The organism is Paraburkholderia sp. 2C, assembly GCF_054589215.1.
In genome coordinates this window covers 14,322-36,916 of the sequence record NZ_BAAILL010000032.1, presented here as the reverse complement: position 1 = coordinate 36,916, position 22,595 = coordinate 14,322, and the positions used below count along the sequence as shown (strand labels likewise).

18 protein-coding genes are annotated in these 22,595 nt (G+C 63.1%); 9 read left to right on the top strand and 9 right to left on the bottom strand.

All coding sequences use genetic code 11. The annotated features are described in order from the left end of the window. Nucleotides 1-829: 829 nt before the first annotated feature. Together ACYPXD_RS08375 and ACYPXD_RS08370 are read left to right on the top strand one after the other, a co-directional pair. Nucleotides 830-5,479 carry a beta strand repeat-containing protein gene (locus ACYPXD_RS08375; protein WP_459709660.1) on the top strand — a complete coding sequence of 1,550 codons (4,650 nt, stop codon included), beginning with the start codon at nt 830-832 and terminating at the stop codon, nt 5,477-5,479. A gap of 48 nt (nt 5,480-5,527) precedes the next feature. After that, a complete protein-coding gene (locus tag ACYPXD_RS08370; protein WP_459709657.1) occupies nt 5,528-6,019 on the top strand; it encodes an outer membrane protein assembly factor BamE in 492 nt (163 codons plus the stop codon). Between the two features lie 77 nt (nt 6,020-6,096). On the opposite strand, the gene ACYPXD_RS08365 is transcribed toward ACYPXD_RS08370, so the two are convergent. The 6 genes from ACYPXD_RS08365 to ACYPXD_RS08340 form a co-directional block, all read right to left on the bottom strand. Continuing rightward, the gene (locus ACYPXD_RS08365) at nt 6,097-6,582 is read right to left on the bottom strand and encodes an OmpA family protein (RefSeq protein WP_459709654.1); all 486 of its coding nucleotides are present in this window, start codon (nt 6,580-6,582) and stop codon (nt 6,097-6,099) included. A gap of 85 nt (nt 6,583-6,667) precedes the next feature. Beyond that, nucleotides 6,668-7,945 carry a diguanylate cyclase domain-containing protein gene (locus ACYPXD_RS08360; RefSeq protein ID WP_459709651.1) on the bottom strand — a complete coding sequence of 426 codons (1,278 nt, stop codon included), beginning with the start codon at nt 7,943-7,945 and terminating at the stop codon, nt 6,668-6,670. Then, nucleotides 7,942-8,448, bottom strand: a complete 507-nt coding sequence (locus tag ACYPXD_RS08355; RefSeq protein ID WP_459709648.1) for a YfiR family protein — start codon at nt 8,446-8,448, stop codon at nt 7,942-7,944. The genes ACYPXD_RS08360 and ACYPXD_RS08355 overlap by 4 nt, the downstream gene beginning before the upstream one ends. A 435-nt stretch (nt 8,449-8,883) precedes the next feature. Beyond that, entirely contained in the window at nt 8,884-10,116 is a 1,233-nt protein-coding gene (locus ACYPXD_RS08350; protein ID WP_459709645.1) for an NAD(P)/FAD-dependent oxidoreductase, read from the bottom strand. A gap of 17 nt (nt 10,117-10,133) precedes the next feature. Continuing rightward, a complete protein-coding gene (locus ACYPXD_RS08345; RefSeq protein ID WP_459709642.1) occupies nt 10,134-10,442 on the bottom strand; it encodes a non-heme iron oxygenase ferredoxin subunit in 309 nt (102 codons plus the stop codon). Between the two features lie 60 nt (nt 10,443-10,502). Next, nucleotides 10,503-11,585: a fatty acid desaturase family protein gene (locus ACYPXD_RS08340; protein ID WP_459711392.1), complete on the bottom strand. Its 1,083-nt coding sequence runs from the start codon at nt 11,583-11,585 to the stop codon at nt 10,503-10,505. Between the two features lie 172 nt (nt 11,586-11,757). Here ACYPXD_RS08340 and ACYPXD_RS08335 point away from each other — a divergent pair, with 172 nt between their 5' ends. Then, nucleotides 11,758-12,819 (top strand): LacI family DNA-binding transcriptional regulator, encoded by a 1,062-nt coding sequence (locus ACYPXD_RS08335; RefSeq protein WP_459709639.1) that lies wholly within the window; start codon nt 11,758-11,760, stop codon nt 12,817-12,819. A gap of 100 nt (nt 12,820-12,919) precedes the next feature. Here the strand turns inward: ACYPXD_RS08335 and ACYPXD_RS08330 are convergent, their stop codons facing one another. After that, nucleotides 12,920-13,258, bottom strand: a complete 339-nt coding sequence (locus tag ACYPXD_RS08330; RefSeq protein ID WP_459709634.1) for an HdeA/HdeB family chaperone — start codon at nt 13,256-13,258, stop codon at nt 12,920-12,922. 390 nt (nt 13,259-13,648) lie between these two features. On the opposite strand from ACYPXD_RS08330, the gene ACYPXD_RS08325 reads away from it, so the two are divergent. The 4 genes from ACYPXD_RS08325 (at nt 13,649) to ACYPXD_RS08310 (ending at nt 17,906) form a co-directional block, all read left to right on the top strand. Next, nucleotides 13,649-14,068: a FecR family protein gene (locus tag ACYPXD_RS08325; protein WP_459709631.1), complete on the top strand. Its 420-nt coding sequence runs from the start codon at nt 13,649-13,651 to the stop codon at nt 14,066-14,068. Then, the gene (locus tag ACYPXD_RS08320; RefSeq protein ID WP_459709627.1) at nt 14,065-14,691 is read left to right on the top strand and encodes an OmpA family protein; all 627 of its coding nucleotides are present in this window, start codon (nt 14,065-14,067) and stop codon (nt 14,689-14,691) included. The genes ACYPXD_RS08325 and ACYPXD_RS08320 overlap by 4 nt, the downstream gene beginning before the upstream one ends. A 60-nt stretch (nt 14,692-14,751) precedes the next feature. Further along, the gene (locus ACYPXD_RS08315) at nt 14,752-16,278 is read left to right on the top strand and encodes a CHASE2 domain-containing protein (protein WP_459709623.1); all 1,527 of its coding nucleotides are present in this window, start codon (nt 14,752-14,754) and stop codon (nt 16,276-16,278) included. Between the two features lie 254 nt (nt 16,279-16,532). Continuing rightward, nucleotides 16,533-17,906 (top strand): MFS transporter, encoded by a 1,374-nt coding sequence (locus ACYPXD_RS08310; RefSeq protein WP_459709620.1) that lies wholly within the window; start codon nt 16,533-16,535, stop codon nt 17,904-17,906. Nucleotides 17,907-17,965: 59 nt separating this feature from the next. On the opposite strand, the gene ACYPXD_RS08305 is transcribed toward ACYPXD_RS08310, so the two are convergent. Further along, nucleotides 17,966-18,808, bottom strand: coding sequence for a DMT family transporter (locus ACYPXD_RS08305; RefSeq protein WP_459709617.1), 843 nt, complete (start codon nt 18,806-18,808; stop codon nt 17,966-17,968). Nucleotides 18,809-18,913: 105 nt separating this feature from the next. Here ACYPXD_RS08305 and gcvA point away from each other — a divergent pair, with 105 nt between their 5' ends. Beyond that, the gene (gene gcvA / locus ACYPXD_RS08300; RefSeq protein ID WP_459709615.1) at nt 18,914-19,849 is read left to right on the top strand and encodes a transcriptional regulator GcvA; all 936 of its coding nucleotides are present in this window, start codon (nt 18,914-18,916) and stop codon (nt 19,847-19,849) included. Here the strand turns inward: gcvA and ACYPXD_RS08295 are convergent. After that, the gene (locus tag ACYPXD_RS08295) at nt 19,801-20,751 is read right to left on the bottom strand and encodes a LysR family transcriptional regulator (protein ID WP_459709613.1); all 951 of its coding nucleotides are present in this window, start codon (nt 20,749-20,751) and stop codon (nt 19,801-19,803) included. The genes gcvA and ACYPXD_RS08295 overlap by 49 nt on opposite strands. 108 nt (nt 20,752-20,859) lie before the next feature. Here ACYPXD_RS08295 and ACYPXD_RS08290 point away from each other — a divergent pair, with 108 nt between their 5' ends. After that, nucleotides 20,860-22,371, top strand: coding sequence for a CoA-acylating methylmalonate-semialdehyde dehydrogenase (locus tag ACYPXD_RS08290; RefSeq protein ID WP_459709611.1), 1,512 nt, complete (start codon nt 20,860-20,862; stop codon nt 22,369-22,371). Nucleotides 22,372-22,595: the final 224 nt, after the last annotated feature.

The window sequence follows — 22,595 nt, the reverse complement described above, 5'->3', positions numbered from 1 at the left end:
ACCATGAGCACTCGAAGCGGGCCGGGGATCGGCAGGCGTCCAGACTATTCGCCTTGTCGGCTATTCATTCTACAAGCCGCAGTCGCTTGCATATCGAGACAGGACGGCCCTTCATAAGCCTCATCCAGCCGGACATTCGCCCGGCTATTGCATACCTACCTAAAGCTTCGCTGCTTGAGCACGCTATTTGGCTATTCGCGCCAAATGGAATGGCCATGTTCGGCCTGAAGATTTAAAGCAGTCGACCAGCTGTTTGAAATCCAGTGATAGGAATGCCAGCAATGATTACCTGAAAAAGAGACGAGTGATTGTCCACCGGATCGCCCGGCATCGGACAGCTATTGGCGTTAACCGTATATCAGAGCGGCACCGCGTAGCGCTTTACGTGGCGACTTGTCACGTCTATGCGATTTTCACGCGAAGCCGAATGAGACGCGTGCGGCGCGATGGTTGTCATATCGAATGCGGGCATCCCTTGCCGTTCTCAGGTGCTGAGCGACCGACGTGTCGCCGGCGCCGAAGTTGACTTTCTGTCTGGCGAAGAGGGAACAACATGAACAAAGTGTGTCGCACTATCTATAACAAGGCGCGTGGCGCTTTTGTCGCGGTATCCGACATTGACCGGATGAGGCGGTCGCCGCGGGTCCGCTGGCTGGTCGTCGCTGGCTGTGTGTCGGTTTCGCCAGCCGCGTTTGCGGGAACATGCGTTCAACTGGATGCGATCAATACCAGCTCGGCGACGGGCAGCGGCAGTTCCGCCGCGGCGACATGCGGTTCCTTTTCCATTGCGATTGGGGCGGGGAGCGGTGCGACCGCCAACAACTTCGGCGTGGCGGTCGGCGACGCCGCTACTTCAACCGGTACCAACTCGGTTGCAATCGGCCGGCAAACCGTTGCGACCGGTGCGCAAAGTTCGGCTCTGGGTCAGGCCGCCAAGGCAGCCGGCGCAGGGGCGACGGCGTTAGGCGCCGCGGCGCAGGCATCGGGTGCCGGCTCCGTTGCGCTCGGTAGCGCAGATCCGACCGCCGAGGGCGGCGCGGCGACGCCGGTTGCGGTGGCCGCGCCCAATGCCTCGGGGATTCGCGCTATCGCGATTGGGGCAGGGGCGAGCGCCGCGGGAAATTCGTCGATTGCGGAGGGCGACGGCGCGTCGGCGGCCAACACGGCCAATGCGATAGCGATTGGGACGTCGGCGCAGAGTACTGGTACGGGCGCCGTCGCGCTTGGCCAGTCCGCAAACGCTTCGCAGGCGCAAGCGGCGGCGATCGGTTTTCAGGCGTCGGCTGCGGGCGTCGGGTCTGTGGCGATCGGCAATCAGTCGCAGGTGCGGACCGGCGCGGACGCCGGGGTCGCCTTGGGTAGCGGCGCGGTGTCGAGCGGCGCGTCGGCGGTCGCGATCGGCGTCAATAGCGGCGCCAGCAACACGGGCGCGATCGCGATCGGGGTGGGCGGCACGGCCGGCGTTCCCGGCTCGGGCACGCAGGCAACCGGCAATGCATCGATCGCGTTTGGCGAAGCGTCGCTCGCCTCCGCCGATCAGGCCGTTGCAATGGGGCTTTCCAGCGCGGCAAGCGGCGTGTCGTCGATCGCATTCGGCGTGTCGTCGGTGGCGACCCAGCAGTTCGGCGTGGCGCTCGGCAATCTCGCGCAGTCCACCGGCGTTTCCGCCGCCGCACTCGGGCCGGGCGCCATAGCGGCAGGCGACAATTCGACGGCGGTCGGCATCAATGCGCACACGACCGGCACCTCAAGCGTCGCGGTCGGCGACCGCTCGGTTGCGGGTTCGGCCAGCGCGGTGGCGATCGGTCAGAACGCATCGGCATCGGGCGGCGCGGCCGTGTCGATCGGTGCGGGTAACGTCGCGGTCGGGAACGGCGCCGTCGCGCTCGGTGATCCGAACTTCGTGAGCGGCACAGGCGCCTTCGCCGGCGGCGCGAACAACATCGCCAATAGCGATGGCACGGCAACCGCCACGGCTGCGAATGCGGCGAATGGCGCGGTCGCGATCGGTAACGGCAACGTCGCGGTGGGGCAGGGTTCCGTGGCGCTCGGCAATGCGTCGGTCGCAGGCGCGGCGGGCCAGGCCGGCAACGTCGCCATCGGCGACGCAGCAAACGCCACTGCCGCCGCCGGCGACGTGGCGCTGGGCTCGGGCTCGCAGACCGCGGCTGCGCACACGGGCAACTTCGTGATTACCGGCAGCGCGACGCCGGCCGCCGGCACCGCCGGCACCAGCGTGGTCTCGGTGGGCAGCCCGGGCGCCGAGCGGCAGATCCAGAATGTCGGCGCAGGCGTGCTCTCGGCCACGTCGACGGACGCCGTGAACGGCTCGCAGCTGTTCGCGACCAATACGGCGGTGACCAATCTCAGCAACACCATTGCGGCTGAAACGGCCCACTACCTGAGCGTCAACGATGGCGGCACGCAGCAGACGAACTTCGCCAATGACGGCGCGACCGGCGCCAATTCGATCGCGATCGGGCCGGCGGCGGCGTCAGTCGGGGTGAACAGCGTGGCGATCGGCAATGGCGCGGCGAATCAGAACAACGGTTTAAGCCAGGTCGCAATCGGTGCGTCGGCTGCCACTAACTCGTTCGGGGCGGTGGCCATCGGTGGGAGTGCTTCCGCGCTCTTTCTGAACTCGATCGCGATCGGCCAGGCGGCATCGTCGAGCAACTCGTATGCGATCGCCATCGGGTCGGGGCCCGCAGGTTCGCCAGGCGCGGTCGCGTCGACCGGTGACGCCATCGCGATCGGTAGCGGCGGCGGCGGCCCGCTCGGCAATCCGGCGCAAGCCACTGCAGCCCGGACGATCGCCATCGGGTCGAGCGCGATTGCCGCGCAATCGAACGCGATCGCCATCGGCTTTAACGCCGTCACGGGCGGCGCCACGTCGATCGCTTTCGGCGATGCGGCACAGACCGGTGCGACCGGCGCGAACGTCTCCGTGGGCTTCGGCAATCTGGCCAATTCCGCGACTGCCACGAGCGGCGCGGTTGCGATCGGGCGCGCCAGCACTGCGACCGGTGACGGCGCGCTGGCAATCGGCACATCGAATGCCGCGTTCGGTAACGGCGCGGTCGCGCTCGGCGATCCGAGCTTCGCGAGCGGCAACGGCGCGTTCGTCGGCGGTGCGAACAATATCGCCAACAGCGACGGCAGCGCGACGGCCACCGCCGCAAACGAGGCCAACGGTGCGGTCGCGATTGGCAACAGCGACGTCGCAGTGGGCCAGGGTTCGGTCGCGCTCGGCAATACGTCGCAGGCCAACAACGCGGGGTCCGTCGCGATCGGCGATACCGCGGTGGTGCAGGCCGGCGCCACGCAAGGTGTGGCCATCGGCTCGAATGCGGTCGCAAGCGCGATCAACTCGGTCGCGCTCGGCGCCAATGCGACGACGACGGCCAATCTGGCTACGCCCGCCTTCAATCCCGGCACCGGCGCAATTGCCGGCGCAACGCCGGTTGGCGAAGTGTCCGTCGGTTCCGCAGGCAATGAGCGGCGCATCACCAACGTCGCAGCGGGCGCGGCCGCAACCGATGCCGTCAATGTGAGCCAGTTGCAAGCCGTCTCTTCGCAGGTGAATCAGGTGACGCAGGATGCGCTGTTATGGGACCCGACGGCCAACGGCGGCACTGGCGCATTCAGTGCCAATCACGCAGGCGCCGGTCCGAACACCATCACGAACGTGGCGGACGGTGCGGTCAACGCAACAAGTACCGATGCCGTCAACGGTTCACAGTTGTTCGCGACAAACCAGAACGTGACGAACGTTTCGAACGAGGTCGACGACATCGTGAATAACGGCGTGGGCATCAAATACTTCCACGCGAACTCCACGTTAGCGGATAGCCAGGCGCAAGGCACCGACAGCGTGGCGATCGGACCCGCCGCGATTTCGGCCGGCGTAAGCAGCCTCGCGGCCGGCAATGGCGCGCAGTCACAGGCGGACAACTCGCTGGCGCTCGGCGCCCAGTCGAACGTCACGGTTCAAACCGGCGTCGCGATTGGTTCGGGATCCGTATCGGATCGCGCGATCGCGCCCGGAATAGGCAATATCACGATCGGCACGTCGTCCGTGCCGTTCAACACGGCCAACGGCACGCTGCTCGGTGCGGTTTCGTTCGGCAGCGCAGCCGGCAACACGTTCCGGCAACTCACGAACGTGGCCGACGGTACTTCGCAACACGATGCGGTGACGGTCGAGCAGCTCGCCAATTCGCTTTCGTCGTTTGCGGTGACGTCGCAGAAATACTTCCACGCGAACTCCGCGGCAATCGATTCGTTAGCCGTCGGCGCGGAATCGATCGCGGTCGGTCCGGACACGGTGGTCAATGGCGATAACGGTGTCGGTATCGGCAATGGCGCGAAGGTCCAGCAGCTCGCGCCGGGCGGTGTGGCGATCGGTCAGCTGGCGAACTCGGGGCAGGTCGATGCGATCGCATTGGGTGCGAATGCAAACGCGAATGCCGCGGAGGCGATTGCGCAAGGTGCGAATTCGAGCGTGACGAACGTGGGCGGCATTGCGATCGGTTCGGGATCGAGCAGCAGCGCGGTCGATGCCGTCGCGATCGGCGCGGGCGCGAACGCGAGCTTTGCGAACAGCGTCGCAATCGGCGCCGGCTCGCAGACAACGGTCGGCGCATTGACGAACTACATCGCTTACGGCTTGAGCACGCCGCAATCGTCGGTCGGCGAGGTCAACCTCGGTAACCGGCAAATCACCGGTTTAGCACCGGGCATGGCGGGCACCGATGCGGTCAACGTCTCGCAGCTCAATGCGGTGGCCAACCAGCTCACGCAGCTGATCAACAACACGAACAGCACGGGCGGCGGTGGCGGCTTCTCGACGAACCCGACGGGCAGCGGCGGATCGACGGCGCCTTCGTCGACGGGCTCGAACTCTTCCGCGGGCGGAACGGGTTCTTCCGCAACCGGCGCGGGCAGCACGGCGGTCGGCAACAACTCGCAATCGAGCGGCAGCAATTCGACTGCGGTCGGTACCGGTGCGACGTCGTCGGGTAACGGGTCGGTCGCGATCGGCAGCAACAGTAACGATGGCGGCCGCAACGACGTCGTCTCGGTGGGGAGCGCGACGAACTCGCGGCAGGTGATCAACGTTGCGGCCGGCACGGCGCCCACGGATGCCGTCAACGTGCAGCAGCTCAATCAGACGCTGCAGCAGGCGAACGGCTACACGGACAGCCAGGTCGCGGGCCTGCGCAACCAGATTGACACCGACCGGCGCGATGCGGATGGCGGCACTGCCGCCGCGATGGCCGTTGCCGCGTTGCCGCAGCCGTCCGGACCGGGTATGAGCATGGTGTCGCTCGGAGGCAGCGTGTATCGCGGACAAACCGGTCAGGCGCTTGGCGTTTCGACCATCTCGGAGAACAACCACTGGATCTACAAGGCGGCGGTGTCCACCAACAGTCGCGGCACCTACGGTGGGGCGGTGGCCGCGGGGTATCAGTGGTAATGGCAGGCGCGTCTGATTGCGCTTCGTCGCTGTTGCGGGGCAGACCTCGTGCAGGTGAATACGGCCCGAGCGCTGCCTGTTTCCGACACAACGCTTTTTGCCTTAAGGCTCAAACGAAACATGAAGATCAAATCGATATTGGCGACTACTCTCGCGCTCGCTAGCGTCCTTAGCCTGTCGGGCTGTCTTTTTTATCCGCCGACCGACGGTTCGTTTCCCGATCCGGATCGGGCGTGGACGAAAGAGGGCTCGTTTCCCAATTTGGACAATCTGCGTAGGGTCGCGACGGGTCAAACGAAAAGCCAGATCTATGAACTGATTGGGCCGCCGCATTTCAACGAAGCGGTGTTCCATGTTCGCGAATGGAACTATCTGCTTCATCTTCGACATGGCGATCAGACGATGGTCTGTCAGTTCCAGATCCGGTTCGATCGCCATAGCCGCGTGACGGCGACACGCTGGCGCGATCAGGCTTGCGCGGATCTGGTTGGCGCGATAACGGCGGACGGGCAGAGTTCGGCAACGCCGTCTGCTCAATAGGGTGCCGATTTGCAGCGCCAAGGCCGGCGTCGATGCCGATGCGTAAGCTGCACGCGTCGGCATGAAACGTAATCGCCTTATTGCGACGAAATAACGATCGCGACGCGGCGATTCTGCGCGCGGCCTTCTGCGGTATTGTTGTCGGCAACCGGATGCGACTTGCCCGCCCCGATCGCGGTGAGCCCATCGCGCGCCATGCCGGCTACGACAAGCGCATCGGCCACGGCCTTCGCTCTCTGTTGCGACAGCAGTTCGTTATGCGCATCGCTGCCGGTCGAATCGGTGTAACCGTAGACGCGCACCGTTGAAATGCCGACCTTGATCAGCGTCGACGCCACACGCGTGATGACTTCCTGCGCGGCCGGTTGCAGTTCGAACTTGTCGGTCTCGAACAGAACCTTGTCACTGATGCCAAACTCCCAGCCGTCGTCGGTTTCGTGAAAGCCTGCTTGCTTGAGTGCCGCGATCTGTGCGGCAGTCAAGCCATGTTTAGGCGGCGCGCTCTGGCATCCGGCCAGCAGCGTCAGCATCAGCAAAAAACTCGCTGCGACAAGTGCCGGCAAATACCACTTCGTTAAGACCCTGCTTTTATTTCCTGTTTTTCCAACCGAGCATTCCACTTCAATCCCCATTTGCGTGTGTGACGGGTCAGCGTGCCATCTGCCATGCACGTTCTCCGGTGCGTTTGGCTTCGTACATCGCGGTATCCGCGGTGCGCAGCAGGCTGGCGACGTCGTGCGCATGCGAAGGAAACATCGCGATGCCGATGCTGACCGACGTGGTGACCTGATGTCCGCCTGGTAAGGTTATCGGCTCGAGCATCGATTCGCTTAAGGCCTGCGCAATGCCGATCGCGTCGTCTTCGTCGTCGAGTGCCGGCAAGAGCGCCGCGAATTCGTCGCCGCCGAGGCGCGCCACGAGATCGTCCTTGCGCAGCGTTGCACGTAATCGCGATGCGATCGTGACGAGCACCGCGTCGCCGGCGTCGTGGCCCAAGGTGTCGTTGATTTCCTTGAAGCGGTCGCTGTCGATGTACAGCACGCCGACGGCCGTGCCCAGCACGCGCGCGTCGCGAATCGTCTGTTCGAGCCGCGCCTCGAAGTGCGTGCGGTTCGGCAAGCCGGTCAGCGGATCGTGATTCGCCCGGTGACTGAGCGTCGCATTCTGCTCGCGTAACGAATGCTGCCAGCCCTCGAATTCGTCGAGCAAGGCGTTGAAGTCGTCTCCGAGTTCCTGCAGTTCCCGGATCGGCGTGGCGGCCACGCGGCGATCGAAGGCGCGGTCGCGGCGTACCGCGTGCGCCACTTCCGCGAGCGCGCGCAACGGTTCGACGATGTCGCGATGCATGTGCCGGGCGATCAGCGTACCGGCGCCGATAATGATAAGAAGACATGCCAGCACGCCGCCGATGCCGCCGATCAGAAAGATCGCGAACTGGTGTCCGCGTCCGCGCACGCGAATCTTCGCGAGCACCTTGCCGTTGTGTATGACCGGAACGACCGCGCCGCCGGGCAGCGCAAGGTCCGCAATGCGGTGCACGCTGCGCGACAGCGGCCCGTCGCCCGTGTGTTCCCAGAACGCAAACGTGGCGCCGTGACTGTCGATCACCCGCACTTCGGCGACATCTTCATTGCCCGCAATTTGCGCAATCGCATCTTCAGCGGCGGGCGCATCGTTGAATACGACGGCGGCCTCGACCGTATACGCGATCGAGCGTGCGAGCAGCATCAGATTGTCGTTCGCGTAGGCGCGCAGCACGGTCCATGAGACCAGCACGAGGCATACGGCCGCAAGCGAAACCGCGGAAAACGCGAGGCGTACATAGGTTCGGCGCAACACGCGTTCGAGCGAAGGGCGTTGCGTGACGGCGTTGTGCGCGCGCACGTGGCTGCGCCGCCGGGCCAGGCGTCGCACGATGCGCTTCATGGCGTGCTCCGTTTGTGCGCGAGTTCAAGCACTTTCGGGCTCACGCGGATGCCGCTGCGCGCCACGCTGTCGAGGTTCATATCGAACGCCACGCGATTTTTATCGGTCGTGAGGCAAAACATTGCGCCGAGCGTGCACGTACTGTCGCTTTCGGTGATCGTAAGAAGCGGATGTCCGGCACGGTTTCCATCGACCTGCTGGCGTTCGGCATCGGACAACGTGCCGATGTATAGCGCGTCGCATGCGGTGCCCAGGGTGGGATCGTTTGCCGATGCCGTGCGGGTCGCGATGGCCGGCCCCGACGGCGAAGCAAGTTTGTCGATGCCTTCCAGCGAGAACCGTGTCTCGCCGACGGCGCACAGACGCACCGGCGTGCGCGGCTGCGGCCAGTGCGTGAAGCTGATGATGCCGAGCACGACGTGTTGGACAGCGATGTCCAGCCTGGCCGGTGACGCATCGGGAGCCGAATCCTGCGCGCGGCTTGAAATCGCAAAGATGGACATAAGTATGCTGCCTAGCCACACGCCGATCCTGCAACTGAGCTTCGCGCGCACGATCGTGGTTTGTTTCTTTCTCTGCACAATATCTCGTCGTGGCCTTGATGCCGCATTCGTCAGGCAGCAAAACAAAAGGTCGCATTGCACGAGGAACGCTCCGGAATCCCTCTAAGTATGGAGGTCAGCGTGATAAGGATGCGGAACGCATGCTTGAGAAGATCAAAGCGCGATCCGGATGAACAGCGTGATGCCGAAAGCGCCGTAGCAGGACTTCGAAAGCTTGCTGGCGATCGACAGCCGGATATCCGATCTGGATATGCAGTGCGGTTACGGTCGGCGCAATTCTGCCATGCATTCGCGCGTGGCAAAAGCAGGCAAACTCAAAGGGTGTTGAGGGATGCGCAGGCGGGGATGTGCGAGGAGCGCAAGCAGTCGCGCGGCTTAAAGAAGGCTTTTGAGTTTTACTTCGCTATCTGCGAGCGTTTCGGGCGCAATCATATTGCCGCTATCGACGAGCATGCGGGCGAGTCTCATCTCTCGCGCCAGGCCGCCGAGCGGACCATATCCGCTCGCACCGACCAGCCGCAGGTTCACGTCGAAATGGAAATGAATTTCGGCATCGCCGCCGAGCGCGCGCGTGGTGGAACGGATGCCGAGCGCCGGTTCGCCCGCCACCTGCAACTGATGATCGAACTGATCGGACCAGAACCATGGCAATGCGCGGTAAGGCTCCGCGGCGCCGAGCATATTGCGCGCGGCGACGCGTGCCTGGGTTTCGGCGTTATGCCACGTTTCCTGACGGATCAGCTGTGCGGTATAGCGGCTTGGAAAAAGCGCGACGTCGCCGGCGGCGAACACGCCGCGCGCCGACGTTTCGAGCGACGCATCGACGACAATGCCGCGATTGACCGCAAGGCCGGCTGCACGCGCAAGCTCGTCGGCCGGCTCGATACCGATACCGACGATCACCGTGTCGGCCGTCAGCCGGTTGCCGTTCGTCAATGTCACGGCAAGCGCGCCGTCGCTTTGCCGATCGATCGACGCGGGCATCGTGTTGACGTGAATCCGCACACCGTTCTGCTCATGCAGCGCGTGCACGCGTGCGGCGATCGATGCGGGCACGCAGCGGCCCAATAGCCGTGGCGCGCCTTCGAGCACCGTCACTTCGCAGCCGCGCTTGCGTGCCGATGCGGCGACCTCGAGTCCGATAAAGCCGCCGCCGACCAGTACGATGCGCGCAGCGGGTACGAAACGGCGCTCGATCGTCGCCGCGTCGTCGAGCGTGCGCAGCGCGATGACGCCGTCGATCCCGGCGCCGGGTATCGTCAGGCGGCGAGGGCGGCCGCCGGTTGCCAGCAATAACGCCTCATACGCGAACGTGCGGCCATCGCTCATCCGCAGCGTGTGCGCGTGCGGATCGAACGATTGCACGTTGCCGACGATATGATCGATCTTGTCGTCGCGCCATGCATCGGAAGGCCGCAACTGGCATTGCAGCGCTTCGCGCTCGCCGGTGAGCAAGCCTTTCGACAGCGGCGGCCGCTCGTACGGCAAGTGCGTTTCGGCGCCGATCATCGCGATCGCGCCGTTCCAGCCCGCCTCGCGCAGCGTTTGCGCCGCGCGACCGCCGACATGCCCGGCGCCGACGATGGCCATCAAACGTTCGGATGTCATTGCTTCGGGCCTCGGCTTCAAATCCCGATGAAAATGCGTCCGCCCTCGACTTTCGCCGGATACGTCTGCAGTTTTTCGCATACCGGCGCGCAAAGCGGGCGGCCATCGCGCACGTCGAAACGGCCGTTGTGTTTTGGGCATTCGATGACATGACCCATCACGAGGCCGTCGGCCAGATGCACGTGTTCGTGCGTGCACAGGCCGTCGCTTGCAAATATGTTGTCTTCGATCCGATAGATCGCGAAGGTGCGCCCGTCATGATCGAAGCGCATGACGTCTTCGTCTTCGATATCGTCGAATGCCGCTGCATCGAGCCACTGCGTCATGGTTGGTCTCTCAGGTTCGGTGGTTGGTCTCGGGTTTGGTCTGTACGCCGTCGAATCGGTTCACGCGCGCGCGGCCGCTTCGGGCACCGGCCTCGCAATCGAATACGACGGATCGCGCGTTTGCCGCACGAGCGCCGGAATGATTTCCGCGTAAGCGGCAATCGTGCTGCTGTAAGGCGGCGGCATATCGGCCTTCACGGCATCGTGAAGACGCGGCAATGCATGAAACGGCACCATCGGAAACATGTGATGCTCGACGTGATAGTTCATGTTCCAGTAGAGAAAGCGGAACACGGGGTTCATGCGCACAGTGCGGCAGTTGCGCCGATGATCGAGCACGTTCTCGGGCATGCCCGCATGCTGCGTCAAGCCGAAGTACAGATAGAGCCATCCGCCATAAAGACTCGGCAGCCCGATATAAAGCAGCGGCAGCACCGAACGGAAATAGATGCACGCGGCGATTACGACCGCATGGATTGAGAGGCTGATACGCGCTTCGCGAATCACTTTCGGCCATTCGGACTCCGGCACGAAAGTCTTTTCTTCTGCGCCGACGCGGCCGAATGCGGCGCCGATCATCTTCGGCAATTCGTGCGAAACGTGCTTGATCGCGAAGACGCCGAGGGCGAGCCCGAGCCAGTCGGTCGGCTTTTGCGCGGCGATTTCAGGGTCGCGCCCGACGATCAGCGTGTCGGTATGGTGGCGCGCGTGACTGTAGCGCCAAACGGTGGCGCGCCGGAAGATCTGAAACGACGCGATCTGATAGAGCACGTCGTTCATCCAGCGCGTTTTGAATGCAGTGCCGTGTCCGCATTCATGCCAGCGCGAATCGGCCGGGCTGCAATAAAGCGTGCCGTACAGCCAGAACGCGGGAATCGCCCATAGCGAATGCGCGTGCCACGCGAACCACGCGGCGATGCCGCTCGCGACGATTGCCGCATACCAGATCGCCGTATCGCGAATCGCGCGCGCGTCGCTGCGCTGCATCAATTGCTTCATCACGGGGCGCGGCACGGGGGATTTGTACCAGGTCGCGTTGACGAGGCCTGCGGCACGTGCGCGTTCGCCCGCGCCGCCGATCAGCCTGTAAGCGTCGTGTTGCGCCGCACGCGAAGCGTCGTGCGAAGGCGTCTGCGTATTCATATCAGCCACCTGTGTCTCCTTGAGTTTTTCTGCATTGCACGCGGAAAAGCGCGCGATGCGTTCGATCAACATAGCTGACGGCCTCCTGACGCTCAACAGAAGGATTGACGAAATTTCGTCATTCTTCTAGCGTACGCAAAAGCTCAGGCGGGACGGCAGCGGAGGAGAAGGCATGTCGATCGAAACCCCACCGCGATGGCGCAAGCGTAGCGCGCGCTTCGTCGAGATTGCAGAACGGGCCGGCGTGAGCACGGCGACCGTCGATCGCGTGCTGAACGAACGCGGCAGCGTGTCGGCGAAAACGCGCGAACGTGTCGTGGCCGCGGCCCGCGAGCTTGCCTTGCCAAGGCTTTTGCCCGATACGCAACATGGTCTTATTCATATCGACGTGCTGTTGCCCGACAGCGAGGCCCCGTTTTTCTGCCGGTTGCGCGATGCCGTGCAACGTTCGATGCAGATGCTCGACAGGCGTGTCGTGGTGCATCGCACGTTGATGTCGGCCGCGGACGAAGTGCGTTTGCCGCAAACCCTCGCGCAGTCCGGTTACCGGCGCGCGGCGCTGATCGTCACGACACACGACACGCCGCCGGTGCGCAATGCGCTTGCCGCGGCGATTGCGCGCGGCGAAGCGGTGGTGACGATGGTGACCGATGTCGGCGGCGTCGGGCGGTTGCACTATGCGGGTATCGACAATCTTCGCGCTGGGCGCACGGCCGGCTATTTCATCGGACGGCTGGCGCAAGAGCCGGGCAGGGTACTGCTGCTGCCGGCGCGCCTCGACTATCGCGCGCATGTCGAGCGTATCGAAGGCTGCCGTGCGCAACTCGCCGAGCGCTTTGCGCATCTCCGCTGCGAAATCGGCGCGGAGCCGACGCTTGATCAGGACGATCGCAGCTTCCGCGCAGTGAGTGCCGCGTTAAAGCGCGGCGGGCTCGCCGGTATCTACAACACCGGATACGGCTCGGCCGGCATCGACGCCGCGCTGCGCAAGTTCGGCGCGGCGGGCCGCGTCGTCTGGGTCGGACACGAGATGCTCGATCAGCATCGCGCCCTGATCGAGGCCGGCGTGATGGATATCGCGATCGATCAGGATCCCGACGGGCAGGTCATCTCGGCGCTGCAGCATGTTTTGCATGCATGCGGCGTGGTCGACGAAATGCCCCATGAGGAGCCTGTCGAGTTTCGCGTGTTCTGCTCGGCGAACGTGCGGGCCAGCGGTTATCTGGGCGGCTAAAGCATCCCCGCATCGGCGTTGCCGTTGCGAATGCCGATGTCCATTTATCTTCAGCGGAATCCGCCTGGCGTCCTGACGGCGCCGGCGCTTCGCGCCGCTTCTAGTGATGCTCGAAGAGCTTGAGCTGGCCGCTCTTGTACATCGAACGCACTTTCGTATGCAGCGACGCCTTCGGCGATTTCTGGCATTCGCCCACGAGTACGGCGATCGGTGTGGCGGTATCCACCGTCATCGTGTCGGTCTCCGTAATGCCGAGCTTGTCGACGCCCGCGATGTAGTAGACGACCGCGGGCTTATAGGCTTCGTCGACTGCGAGGAAGTCCTCGCATTTCATCTTCATCGGATTGGTTTTTTGCGGGCTTTGTGCCGATGCGGGAATGGCGGTAACTGCGGCGATAACTGAGCCCAGAAGGCACGCGACCATCACTTTGCGATTCATTTCATTCTCCGGACACGGGGGTGGGTCGACTTCGGCGCTTGTGCACCTACCCGATCGCACGTACAGGCGGCCCAATCGTGCGAATACGTAAAGCACCGAATGAATTTGCATCGAGCAGTATTGTCCGCAGGGCGGATAAAACAATTGGACTTTAGTCTAATGTCGCGTCAGTCTTACGCATGGCGATGCGGATAGCGTTATGCGCGTTACCGCACAGAGCGATCAGACCAGGCATCCTATCCTCTCGTCGATCGCCGGACGCCGCGCCAGGAGTCGAAGCAGGGAGCGAAGCACAACGCAAAGAAAGCGTTTCACTTGCCATCACGGTGGTCGCCTATGCGCAGCAGCTGCCAAGCCATCCGATATGCGTTGTGTCTCGCGTGCCTATGCGTGCCCGTTTCTCGCGCATGCGCGGCCGACGTGATCGGCTATGTCAAGACCGTCAAAGGCAGCGCGCACGTCGAGCGCGGCGGCCAGAGCCTGAGCGCGGCGGTCGGCATCGAGATATATAGCGGCGATCGCATCGTGACCGGCCCCGACTCGTTTGTCGGTATCACGCTGCACGACAACACGCTGCTTTCCGAGGGCGCCAACTCGACGCTCGAACTCAGCAACTTTGCGTTCAATACGACGACCTACGAAGGCGAGCTCGATGCGACCATCAAGCGCGGCTCGCTGGCGGTGGTCGACGGCAAGATCGCGAAGGCCAATCCGAACGCGGTGCGTTACAGCACACCGACCACGACGCTCGGCGTGCGCGGCACGGAGTTCATTATCGAAGTGGGCGGCGACGCGGAGAATGCGCGGTGAGGGCAGCGGCACGCGGCGGCCCTGGGCTCGGGCGCTTGCCCGTTGCGGTATTCGCCGTGCTGGTTTTCCTGTCCGGATGCAGCACGCCGCGCGACAAGATCACGCTATTGCCGAACCCGGACGGCAGCGTCGGATCGGTCGTCGTGAAAAGCGCCACGCAAACGCAGGTGCTCGATAAACCGTACGCGGCCGTGGACGTCGCCCAAGGCGGCGCTATCGAACCAACGATGGACAGCCCTTCGGCCGTGCAGGCACACTATGGCCAGTTGCTTGCCGCGCGGCCTCCGCGCCCGGTCACATTTACGATCAACTTTCTGTTCGATTCGGCCACCGAACTTGCGCCGGAATCATCGGCCACCGTCGTGAAGCTCAAGGCCACGCTCAAAGACTGGCCGGCGCCTCATTTAACGGTAGTCGGTCACACCGATCTGGTGGGCACCGACGACTTCAACGACAAGCTGTCGATGCGGCGCGCACAAACGGTCGCGGCGTTTCTGGTCAAGGCGGGCATCCCCGCCAGACAGATCGAGACGGCAGCCCGGGGTAAGCGCGAGCCGCTCGTGCATACCGCGAACGGCGTGCCGAATCAGGCGAACCGGCGCGTCGTGATCACGATTCAATAGTCTTACCGCTGTGCGTTGAATTGCCGCGCGTTGAATCGAAATGGGTCTGCGCTCGCTGCCATGAAACTCTTTCGCGACTCCTGGATCAGCTTTCTAAAGAGGTTGCCGAGGGCGTACAAGGGCCGCCCGATGGCGTTCGCGGTGCTGTTCGGCCTGAGCGTCCTCAACCTGTGCAGCGAGTGGCCGCACGGTATTCCGCGCCCCGCATGGCTGGACACCTACGACAGCATCTTGCCCGATTCGTTTGGAAGACCGAGGCAACTTCTCTTCGATCATTTCCAGCGCTGGTTTCCGCGTGTTCCCGCGAGCGAACCCGTGACGATCGTCGCGATCGACGACAGGACGCTGGCCGCCATCGGCCAATGGCCGTGGCCGCGCAACAAGCTGGCGGCGCTGATCGACGCGATCGCCGCGCAAAAGCCGCTTGCGATCGGGCTCGACATCTATATGCCGGAGGCCGATCAGACATCGCCCGACAAAGTGGCGGACAACCTGCCGCCATCGGCCGCATCGCTGATCACCGGTTTGCGCGCGTTGCCGAGCCACGATGCGGTTCTCGCGCGATCGCTGCGCGCGGCGCCGTCCGTGCTCGGCGCGGCGGCGTCCGATCATGCGACCGCCGATACCAGCACCGATATGCGCAGCGCGCCAATTCTCGTGCATGGCGGCAATCCGCTCGACAGCGTTGAGCGCTTCGGCTACGTGCTCGCGAGCTTGCCGGAGTTGCAGGCCGCGGCGCATGGTCAGGCGATGCTCAATGTGGCGCTCGAACAGGGCACGGTGCGGCGCATTCCGCTCATCATGGGCCTCGGCAACAAGCTCGTGCCCGGATTGCCGATCGAAATGCTGCGCGTCGCGACGAGATCGCCGATGGTCGAAGTGTTTGCCGGCACGTCGGGCGTGAAGGCGGTGGGCGTGGCCGATGTGCAGGTGCCCACGCAGCCGGACGGCGAAATCTGGCTGCATTTCGCCTCGATCCGTTCGACCCAGAACCGCTATGTGTCCGCGCGCGACCTCCTGCAAGGCAAGGTCGACGCGGATCGCATCCGCAACAAGCTCGTGCTGGTCGGCCTGACCGGCACGGGCCTTCCGGACGTGCGCGCGACGCCGCTTGGCGAGCAGGTGCCGGGCATCGAGATCCAGGCTCAGATCATCGAGACGATTTTCGACGGCCGCTTCCTGCAACGGCCTGCGTGGATCAAATGGGGTGAAAGCGCGTTCATCATGGCGTTCGGGCTGCTCATTATCTGGTACTTGCCGCGTACCGATTCGCGCCTTGCGGCCTTTATTCGAAGGGTGCCGAAGTCTTCGGCGATTCTTGGCATTGCGCTGAACCTGCTGTCGCTTCTGAGTTGCGTGCTGCTGTTCCGGTACTTCGGATTGCTGGTCGATGCGGCTTCGATCTTTATTATCGGTTCCGCGGTGATGGGCTCGTTCTTTTCGACGGCCATACTCGACGACGATGCGAAAAGCAGAAGCGACGTGGCCCACGCACAAGCGGGCGATCGCGAGAAGAAGAGCGGCACGGGAAAAGTATTCGATGGTGCGCTGGCGCGTTGGAAACGCATACATCGAACTTCGAAGTGATCGTGGAAAAACGCCGCAAAGCCCACTCGATCGAAAGCGCGTAGCAGCAAAACCGCATAAAGCGATACCACGCTCCCGGCGTTCCCTGGTACTTGTCCTGGTCAGACGTTTATTGGAATTCTGCCTCCTGCGAATTACAGTTCAACGAATCTTTTTGTCGAACACGGTTTGACACCTCGGTTTTTGCCCCAATGCCGGTCGGCTTCTTCAGGGTGCATATTGGTGTACGAACTGCCACCAACCAGGGGATGTCAATGGCTGCCACGCAATCGGGGGCAACGCCCCTGTCCGAGGAAGAAGCCCGGCGCCAGTTGCGTCGTGCGGTAATCGCCAGCACGATCGGCACGACCATCGAGTGGTACGACTTCTTTCTCTACAGCACGGTAACGGGCCTCGTCTTCGCAAAGCTGTATTTTCCGCAGTCCGACCCGCTGGTCGGCACACTTCAAGCCTTTCTGATCTATGCGGTGGGCTTTATCGCAAGGCCGGTCGGCGCGGCCATTTTCGGCCACTACGGCGACCGCATCGGCCGCAAGGCGACACTGATCGTCACGTTATTGCTGATGGGCATTGCGACCTTCCTCGTGGCCTTCGTCCCGACCTACGCGTCGATCGGCATCTGGGGGGCCGTGCTGCTTACGGTGCTGCGGTTCGTTCAGGGTGTCGGTGTGGGCGGAGAGTGGGGCGGTTCGGTGCTGATGTCGATGGAATGGGCGCGCACCGATTCGCATCGCGGCTTTATCGCGTCGTGGCCGCAATTCGGCGTGCCGGCAGGGCTTTTCGTTGCGAATCTCGCCGTGCTTGCGACAAGCGAACTCTCCGGCAGCAGCTTCATCACCTGGGGATGGCGCATTCCGTTCGCGTTCAGCATCGTGCTGGTGGCGATCGGCCTGTATATCCGCTTGAGCATTCTCGAGACGCCGACTTTCGCGCGGTTGCTTGCCGAGCAGAAGATCGAAAAGACGCCGACGATCGAAGTATTGCGCCGCCAGCCGAAAGACATTCTGCTGTCCGCGTTCGCGCGGATGGCGGAGCAGGCGCCGTTCTATATCTACACCGCCTTTGTGTTTACGTATGGGGTAACGACGCTCGGTGTGTCGCGCGATCTTCTGCTCACAGCCGTGCTTGTCGCTTCGTTGTGCGAGTTCGTGACGATACCGCTGTTCGGCCATATCTCCGATCTGATCGGGCGGCGCAAGATGTACATCATCGGCGCCGTCGCAGTCGGCATATACGGTTTTATTTACTTCGCGCTGCTCGATATGCGCAACCCGGTGTGGATCTTTATCGCCATTGTGCTGTCGCTCGTGCCGCACGCGATGATGTACGGTCCGCAGGCCGCGTTTATCGCGGAGTCTTTTACCGGAAGGCTGCGCTATAGCGGAGCGTCGCTGGGTTACCAACTGGCTTCGCTCATTGCCGGCGGTCCCGCGCCGCTGATCGCGACCGCGCTTTTTGCGTACTACCACTCGGGCACGGCGATCGCATTCTATGTGCTCGCATGCGGGGTGATCAGCGTAATCGCGGCGTCGATGCTCGGCGACTATACGAACAAGGACATTTCGCGCGAATACGATGAGCCGCCGGCGGCATTCGGCGAGCATGGGCATGCGCCTCCGGCGAGGTGAGCGGATCGATTCGCCTCAGGCGATCGAGCCCAGGCGGCGATCCGCGCAATCTTCGACACTCATGTCAATTTGAGCGTGACCACGCCGAGCAGAATGACGAGCGCCGCGACCGGACGGCTATAACCGTGGCGCTCCTTCAAAACAAACACTGAAATCGCGGTGGCGAAGAGAATTGCCGACTCGCGCAACGCGGCGACCATGGCAATCGGCGCCTGCGTCATCGCCCACAGTACGAGCGTATACGCAGCAAGCGTGCAGGTGCCGCCAATCAGCATCAGATGCCAGCGCTCGCGAAGATGCGCCTGTGCGGCCGCCCGGTGACGCGTCAGCGCCCAAACCAGAACCGGTGGCCCGGCCAGCAGGAAAATCCACATCGTGTACGAAGTGGAATGCCCAGACAGGCGCGCGCCTGTTCCGTCGACGAGTGTATAGAGCGCGATCATGACCGCGTTCAACAGCGAGAGGCGCGTCGTGCGCGCCGAGTTGCGACCGCCGCCGCGATTGACGAGCAGCAGGCCGAGAATGCCGCCGCAAATCAGCAAAATCCCGAACCATTCACCCGCGGTGAGCCGTTCACCGATCAGCGGGCCGCTTGCGAGCGCCACGAGCAGCGGCGGCGTGCCGCGCATCAGCGGGTACGCGTGGCTCATATCGCCGCCGCGATACGCCGCCCCGATCAGCAGGAAATAGACGATGTGAATGACCGCGGAGGCGACGATATACGGCCAGCTGCCCGCACTGGGTAACGGAACGAACGGAACCGCCGCGGCGCAAATCGCGCCCGCGCTGCCGGTCACGAAGACGATATCGAGAATCTTGTCGGGACTCGCTTTCACGAGCGCATTCCAGCTTGCATGGAGAAACGCCGCGAACAGCACGACCAGCATCACGCCTGTAGACATTATTTAAGCCCCCTGTATGTTTAACAGCTTAACTATCTTGAACTGGCGTGACAAACGAGATAAATTGGGTGTTTGCGTTAATAAAACTATTGTGAACGCGGCGCCATGAAGCGGACCTTGCCTCCTCTCAATGCACTACGCGCCTTCGAGGCGGCCGGCCGGCTCGGCAGCTTCAAGGAGGCCGCGGCGGAATTGCATGTCACGCATGGCGCGGTAAGCCAGCATGTGCGCGCGCTCGAAGAATGGCTCGACGCGCCGCTGTTCGAACGGCGCAACCGGCGCGTCGTGCTTACGCCGGCGGCAAAGGCCTATCTCGACGAAGTCGCGCCGCTCTTCGAACAGCTCGCGCAGGCCACCTCCCGATACGGCATTCCCGCAACCATTTCGCGAACCCTGTCGGTCAATGCGGTGGCCACTTTCACGTTGCGCTGGCTCGTGCCGAGACTCGCGAAATTCCATCGCGACCACCCGGGCGTCGAAGTGAAGGTCGATACGTCGAACGAGCCTCTGGAAAGTTTGAAAGAGACGTACGACGTGATTATTCGCGGCGGGCCCGATACGTTTTACGGCTATTCGATGCGGGTCTTTCTCTCGGAGGAGCGTGTGCCCGTTTGCAGTCCGGCCGTGCTTAAGCGCCTGCCGGCTCGCGTGCCGGATGACTTGCGCAAGCACACGCTGCTGCATACGTCGAGTTTGCCGCGGCTTTGGCCGGACTGGCTCGCGAAGGCGAACGTGCCTGCGCTAAGCCCCGCCGCGACGCTGACGTTCGATCATTTTTATCTGACCTTGCAGGCCGCGATCGATGGTGTCGGCATGGCCATGGGGCCGATCGCGCTCGTCGCAGACGATCTCGCCGCGGGGCGGCTGGTACAGCCGTTCGACGGACCGCGTCTGCCGTCGCGCAGCTATTGCAGCTACGTGCCGCAGGAAAAGGCCGCCGACGATCTCGTGAAGCGGTTCTGCACATGGCTCGAACGGGAAGGGCAGCGCGCTCAGTCCCGCTCCAGCGGAAAGCCCCCGGCGAACGTCTCCCTCAAATAGGCCACAAAAACCGCGACCGCCCTCGGCACATTCGGCGCATACGGACGCACCACATACAGTTGCTCGGCAAACGCGCCCAGCGGCCGCCAGTCCGGCATGACGATTTCGAGCTTGCCCGCGCGCACGGCGTCTTGCGCGGTGAAATCGGGCACCAGCGCAATGCCGAGATCGTCGAGCGCCGCGTCGCGCAGCGCCTCGCTATTGTTGGCCGAAAACGCACCGTTTACCGATACGCTAACGGGTCCGGCCTGCGCCTTTCGCGCGCTGCGATGCTCGAACGTCCAGACACCCGAGGCACTCGCGCGCGGATAGAACAGGCAATCGTGCGATGCGAGTTCGGACGGCTCGGCAGGCCGGCCGCGCCGTTTCAGATAGGCGCGTGTCGCCACCAGAACCGAATGGGTTTCGCAAAGCTTCCACGCAACATGCGTTTCCGGTGCCTGCGCGCTGTGCCGTATCGCCAGATCGAAACCTTCGGTCGCGATCGAACTGAGGCGGTCCGACACTTCGAGCTGCACTTTGACCTCTGGATTCGCGCGTAAAAAGCGCGACATGCGCGGCACCAGTTGCTGCCGCACGAACGCAACCGGTGCGGTGACGCGAACCAGCCCGCGCGCCACGCCGGCCATTTCGCGAACCGTCGAAAACACATTCGCGATTTCGTCGTAGCGCGGCCGCGTGCTTTCGACGAGGCGCTGCCCGGCTTCCGTGAAACGCACGCTGCGCGTGGTGCGCTGCACGAGCGGTATGCCGGCCGCGCGCTCGAGTTCGGCAATGCGCTGGCTCATCGCCGCCTTGCTGACCCCAAGGCGCGCCGCGGCAGCCGTATACGAACCCTGCTCGGCCAGTACCGTCAGCCAGTGCAGGTGCACCCAGAGTCCCTCGACTTTTTGCATGTCCATCGGTGGATTGTTCACCATAGAAAACAATAATTTCAATGTTACCGCCTTTGCTTGGGCGCCGAGCATTCATACACTGTTCACGTAGCGACTTACCGTAAAGGAACGGACATGCAAGCCTATACAGACACAGCCGACGTCACCCACTACATCAACGGCGAACCGGTGCGCGGCACGGGTGAGCGCACGCAACCGATCTTCAATCCGGCAACCGGCGAACGCCCGCGCAAGCTGCTGCTGGGCAACACGGCGGACGTCGATGCCGCCGTCGCGAGTGCGAAAGCCGCATTCCCGAAGTGGGGCAATACGCCCCCGATTCGCCGCGCGCGCGTCATGCTGCGCTTTCTGGAACTGATGAATCAGCGTCGCGACGAACTGGCCGCCATCATTACGGCCGAGCACGGCAAGGTGTTTTCGGATGCGCAAGGCGAGGTCGCGCGCGGCATCGACGTGATCGAATTCGCATGCGGCATTCCGCAACTGCTGAAAGGCGATTACACGGAACAGGTGTCGACCGATATCGATAACTGGACCGTGCGACAGCCGCTTGGCGTGGTGGCCGGCATTACGCCGTTCAACTTCCCATGCATGGTGCCGTGCTGGATGTTCCCCGTCGCGATTGCGGCCGGCAATGCCTTCATTCTGAAGCCGAGCGAGCGCGATCCGTCGGCTTCGCTGTTTATGGCGAAGCTGCTCAAGGAAGCGGGTCTGCCCGATGGCATTTTCAATGTCGTGCAAGGCGATAAGGTCGTTGTCGATGCACTGCTTTCGCATCCGGACGTGAAGGCGGTCAGCTTCGTCGGCTCGACGCCGATTGCGAACTACATCTACGAAACGGGTGCGAAGCACGGCAAGCGCGTGCAGGCGCTCGGCGGCGCGAAGAATCACCTTGTTGTGATGCCCGACGCGGATCTCGACAAAACCGTCGATGCATTGATCGGCGCAGGCTACGGTTCGGCCGGCGAACGCTGCATGGCGATTTCCGTTGCCGTGCTGGTGGGCGATGTGGCCGACAGGATCATTCCGCGTCTCGCGGAGCGTGCGCGCGAACTGATCGTCAAGAATGGTATGGAGCCCGATGCGGAAATGGGCCCGATCGTCACGCGCCAGGCGCTCGAGCGCATCGAAGGCTATATCGCGCTCGGCGTCGAGGAAGGCGCGAAGCTCGTGGTCGACGGCCGCGGGTTCAAGGTGAAGGGTCATGAAGACGGCTTCTTTACCGGCGGCACGCTGTTCGACCATGTGACGCCCGAGATGCGCATCTATAAGGAAGAAATTTTCGGCCCCGTGCTTGCATGCGTGCGCGTAAAGGATTTCTCCGAAGCGGTCGATCTGATCAACGCGCATGAATTCGGCAACGGCGTGGCATGCTTCACGCGCGACGGGCACGTTGCACGTGAATTCGCGCGCCGCATCGAAGTGGGCATGGTCGGCATCAATGTGCCGATTCCGGTGCCGATGGCATGGCACGGCTTCGGCGGCTGGAAGCGCAGCCTGTTCGGCGATACGCATGCCTATGGCGAAGAGGGCGTGCGCTTCTATACGAAGCAGAAGTCGATCATGCAGCGCTGGCCCGATAGCATGGAAAAGGGCGCCGAGTTTGCAATGCCGACCGCGAAGTAACGTCTGGTTAGAGGTTGTTGTTTGAGAAACGCCGCGTGCATGCACGCGGCGTTTCTCCATGGCGCGTCAGGATGGTTCGTTTCAGATGCAGTCCCGTGTACTACCTGTAGAAGCATGCCCAGTGCTTCAATACGGACTCAAACGATGTCGACGTATTCGAATGAGGAGTCCGAGCCATGCTGGTTAGAAGCGCAGGCAACAGGCTGTATACGCCCGTCGATGAT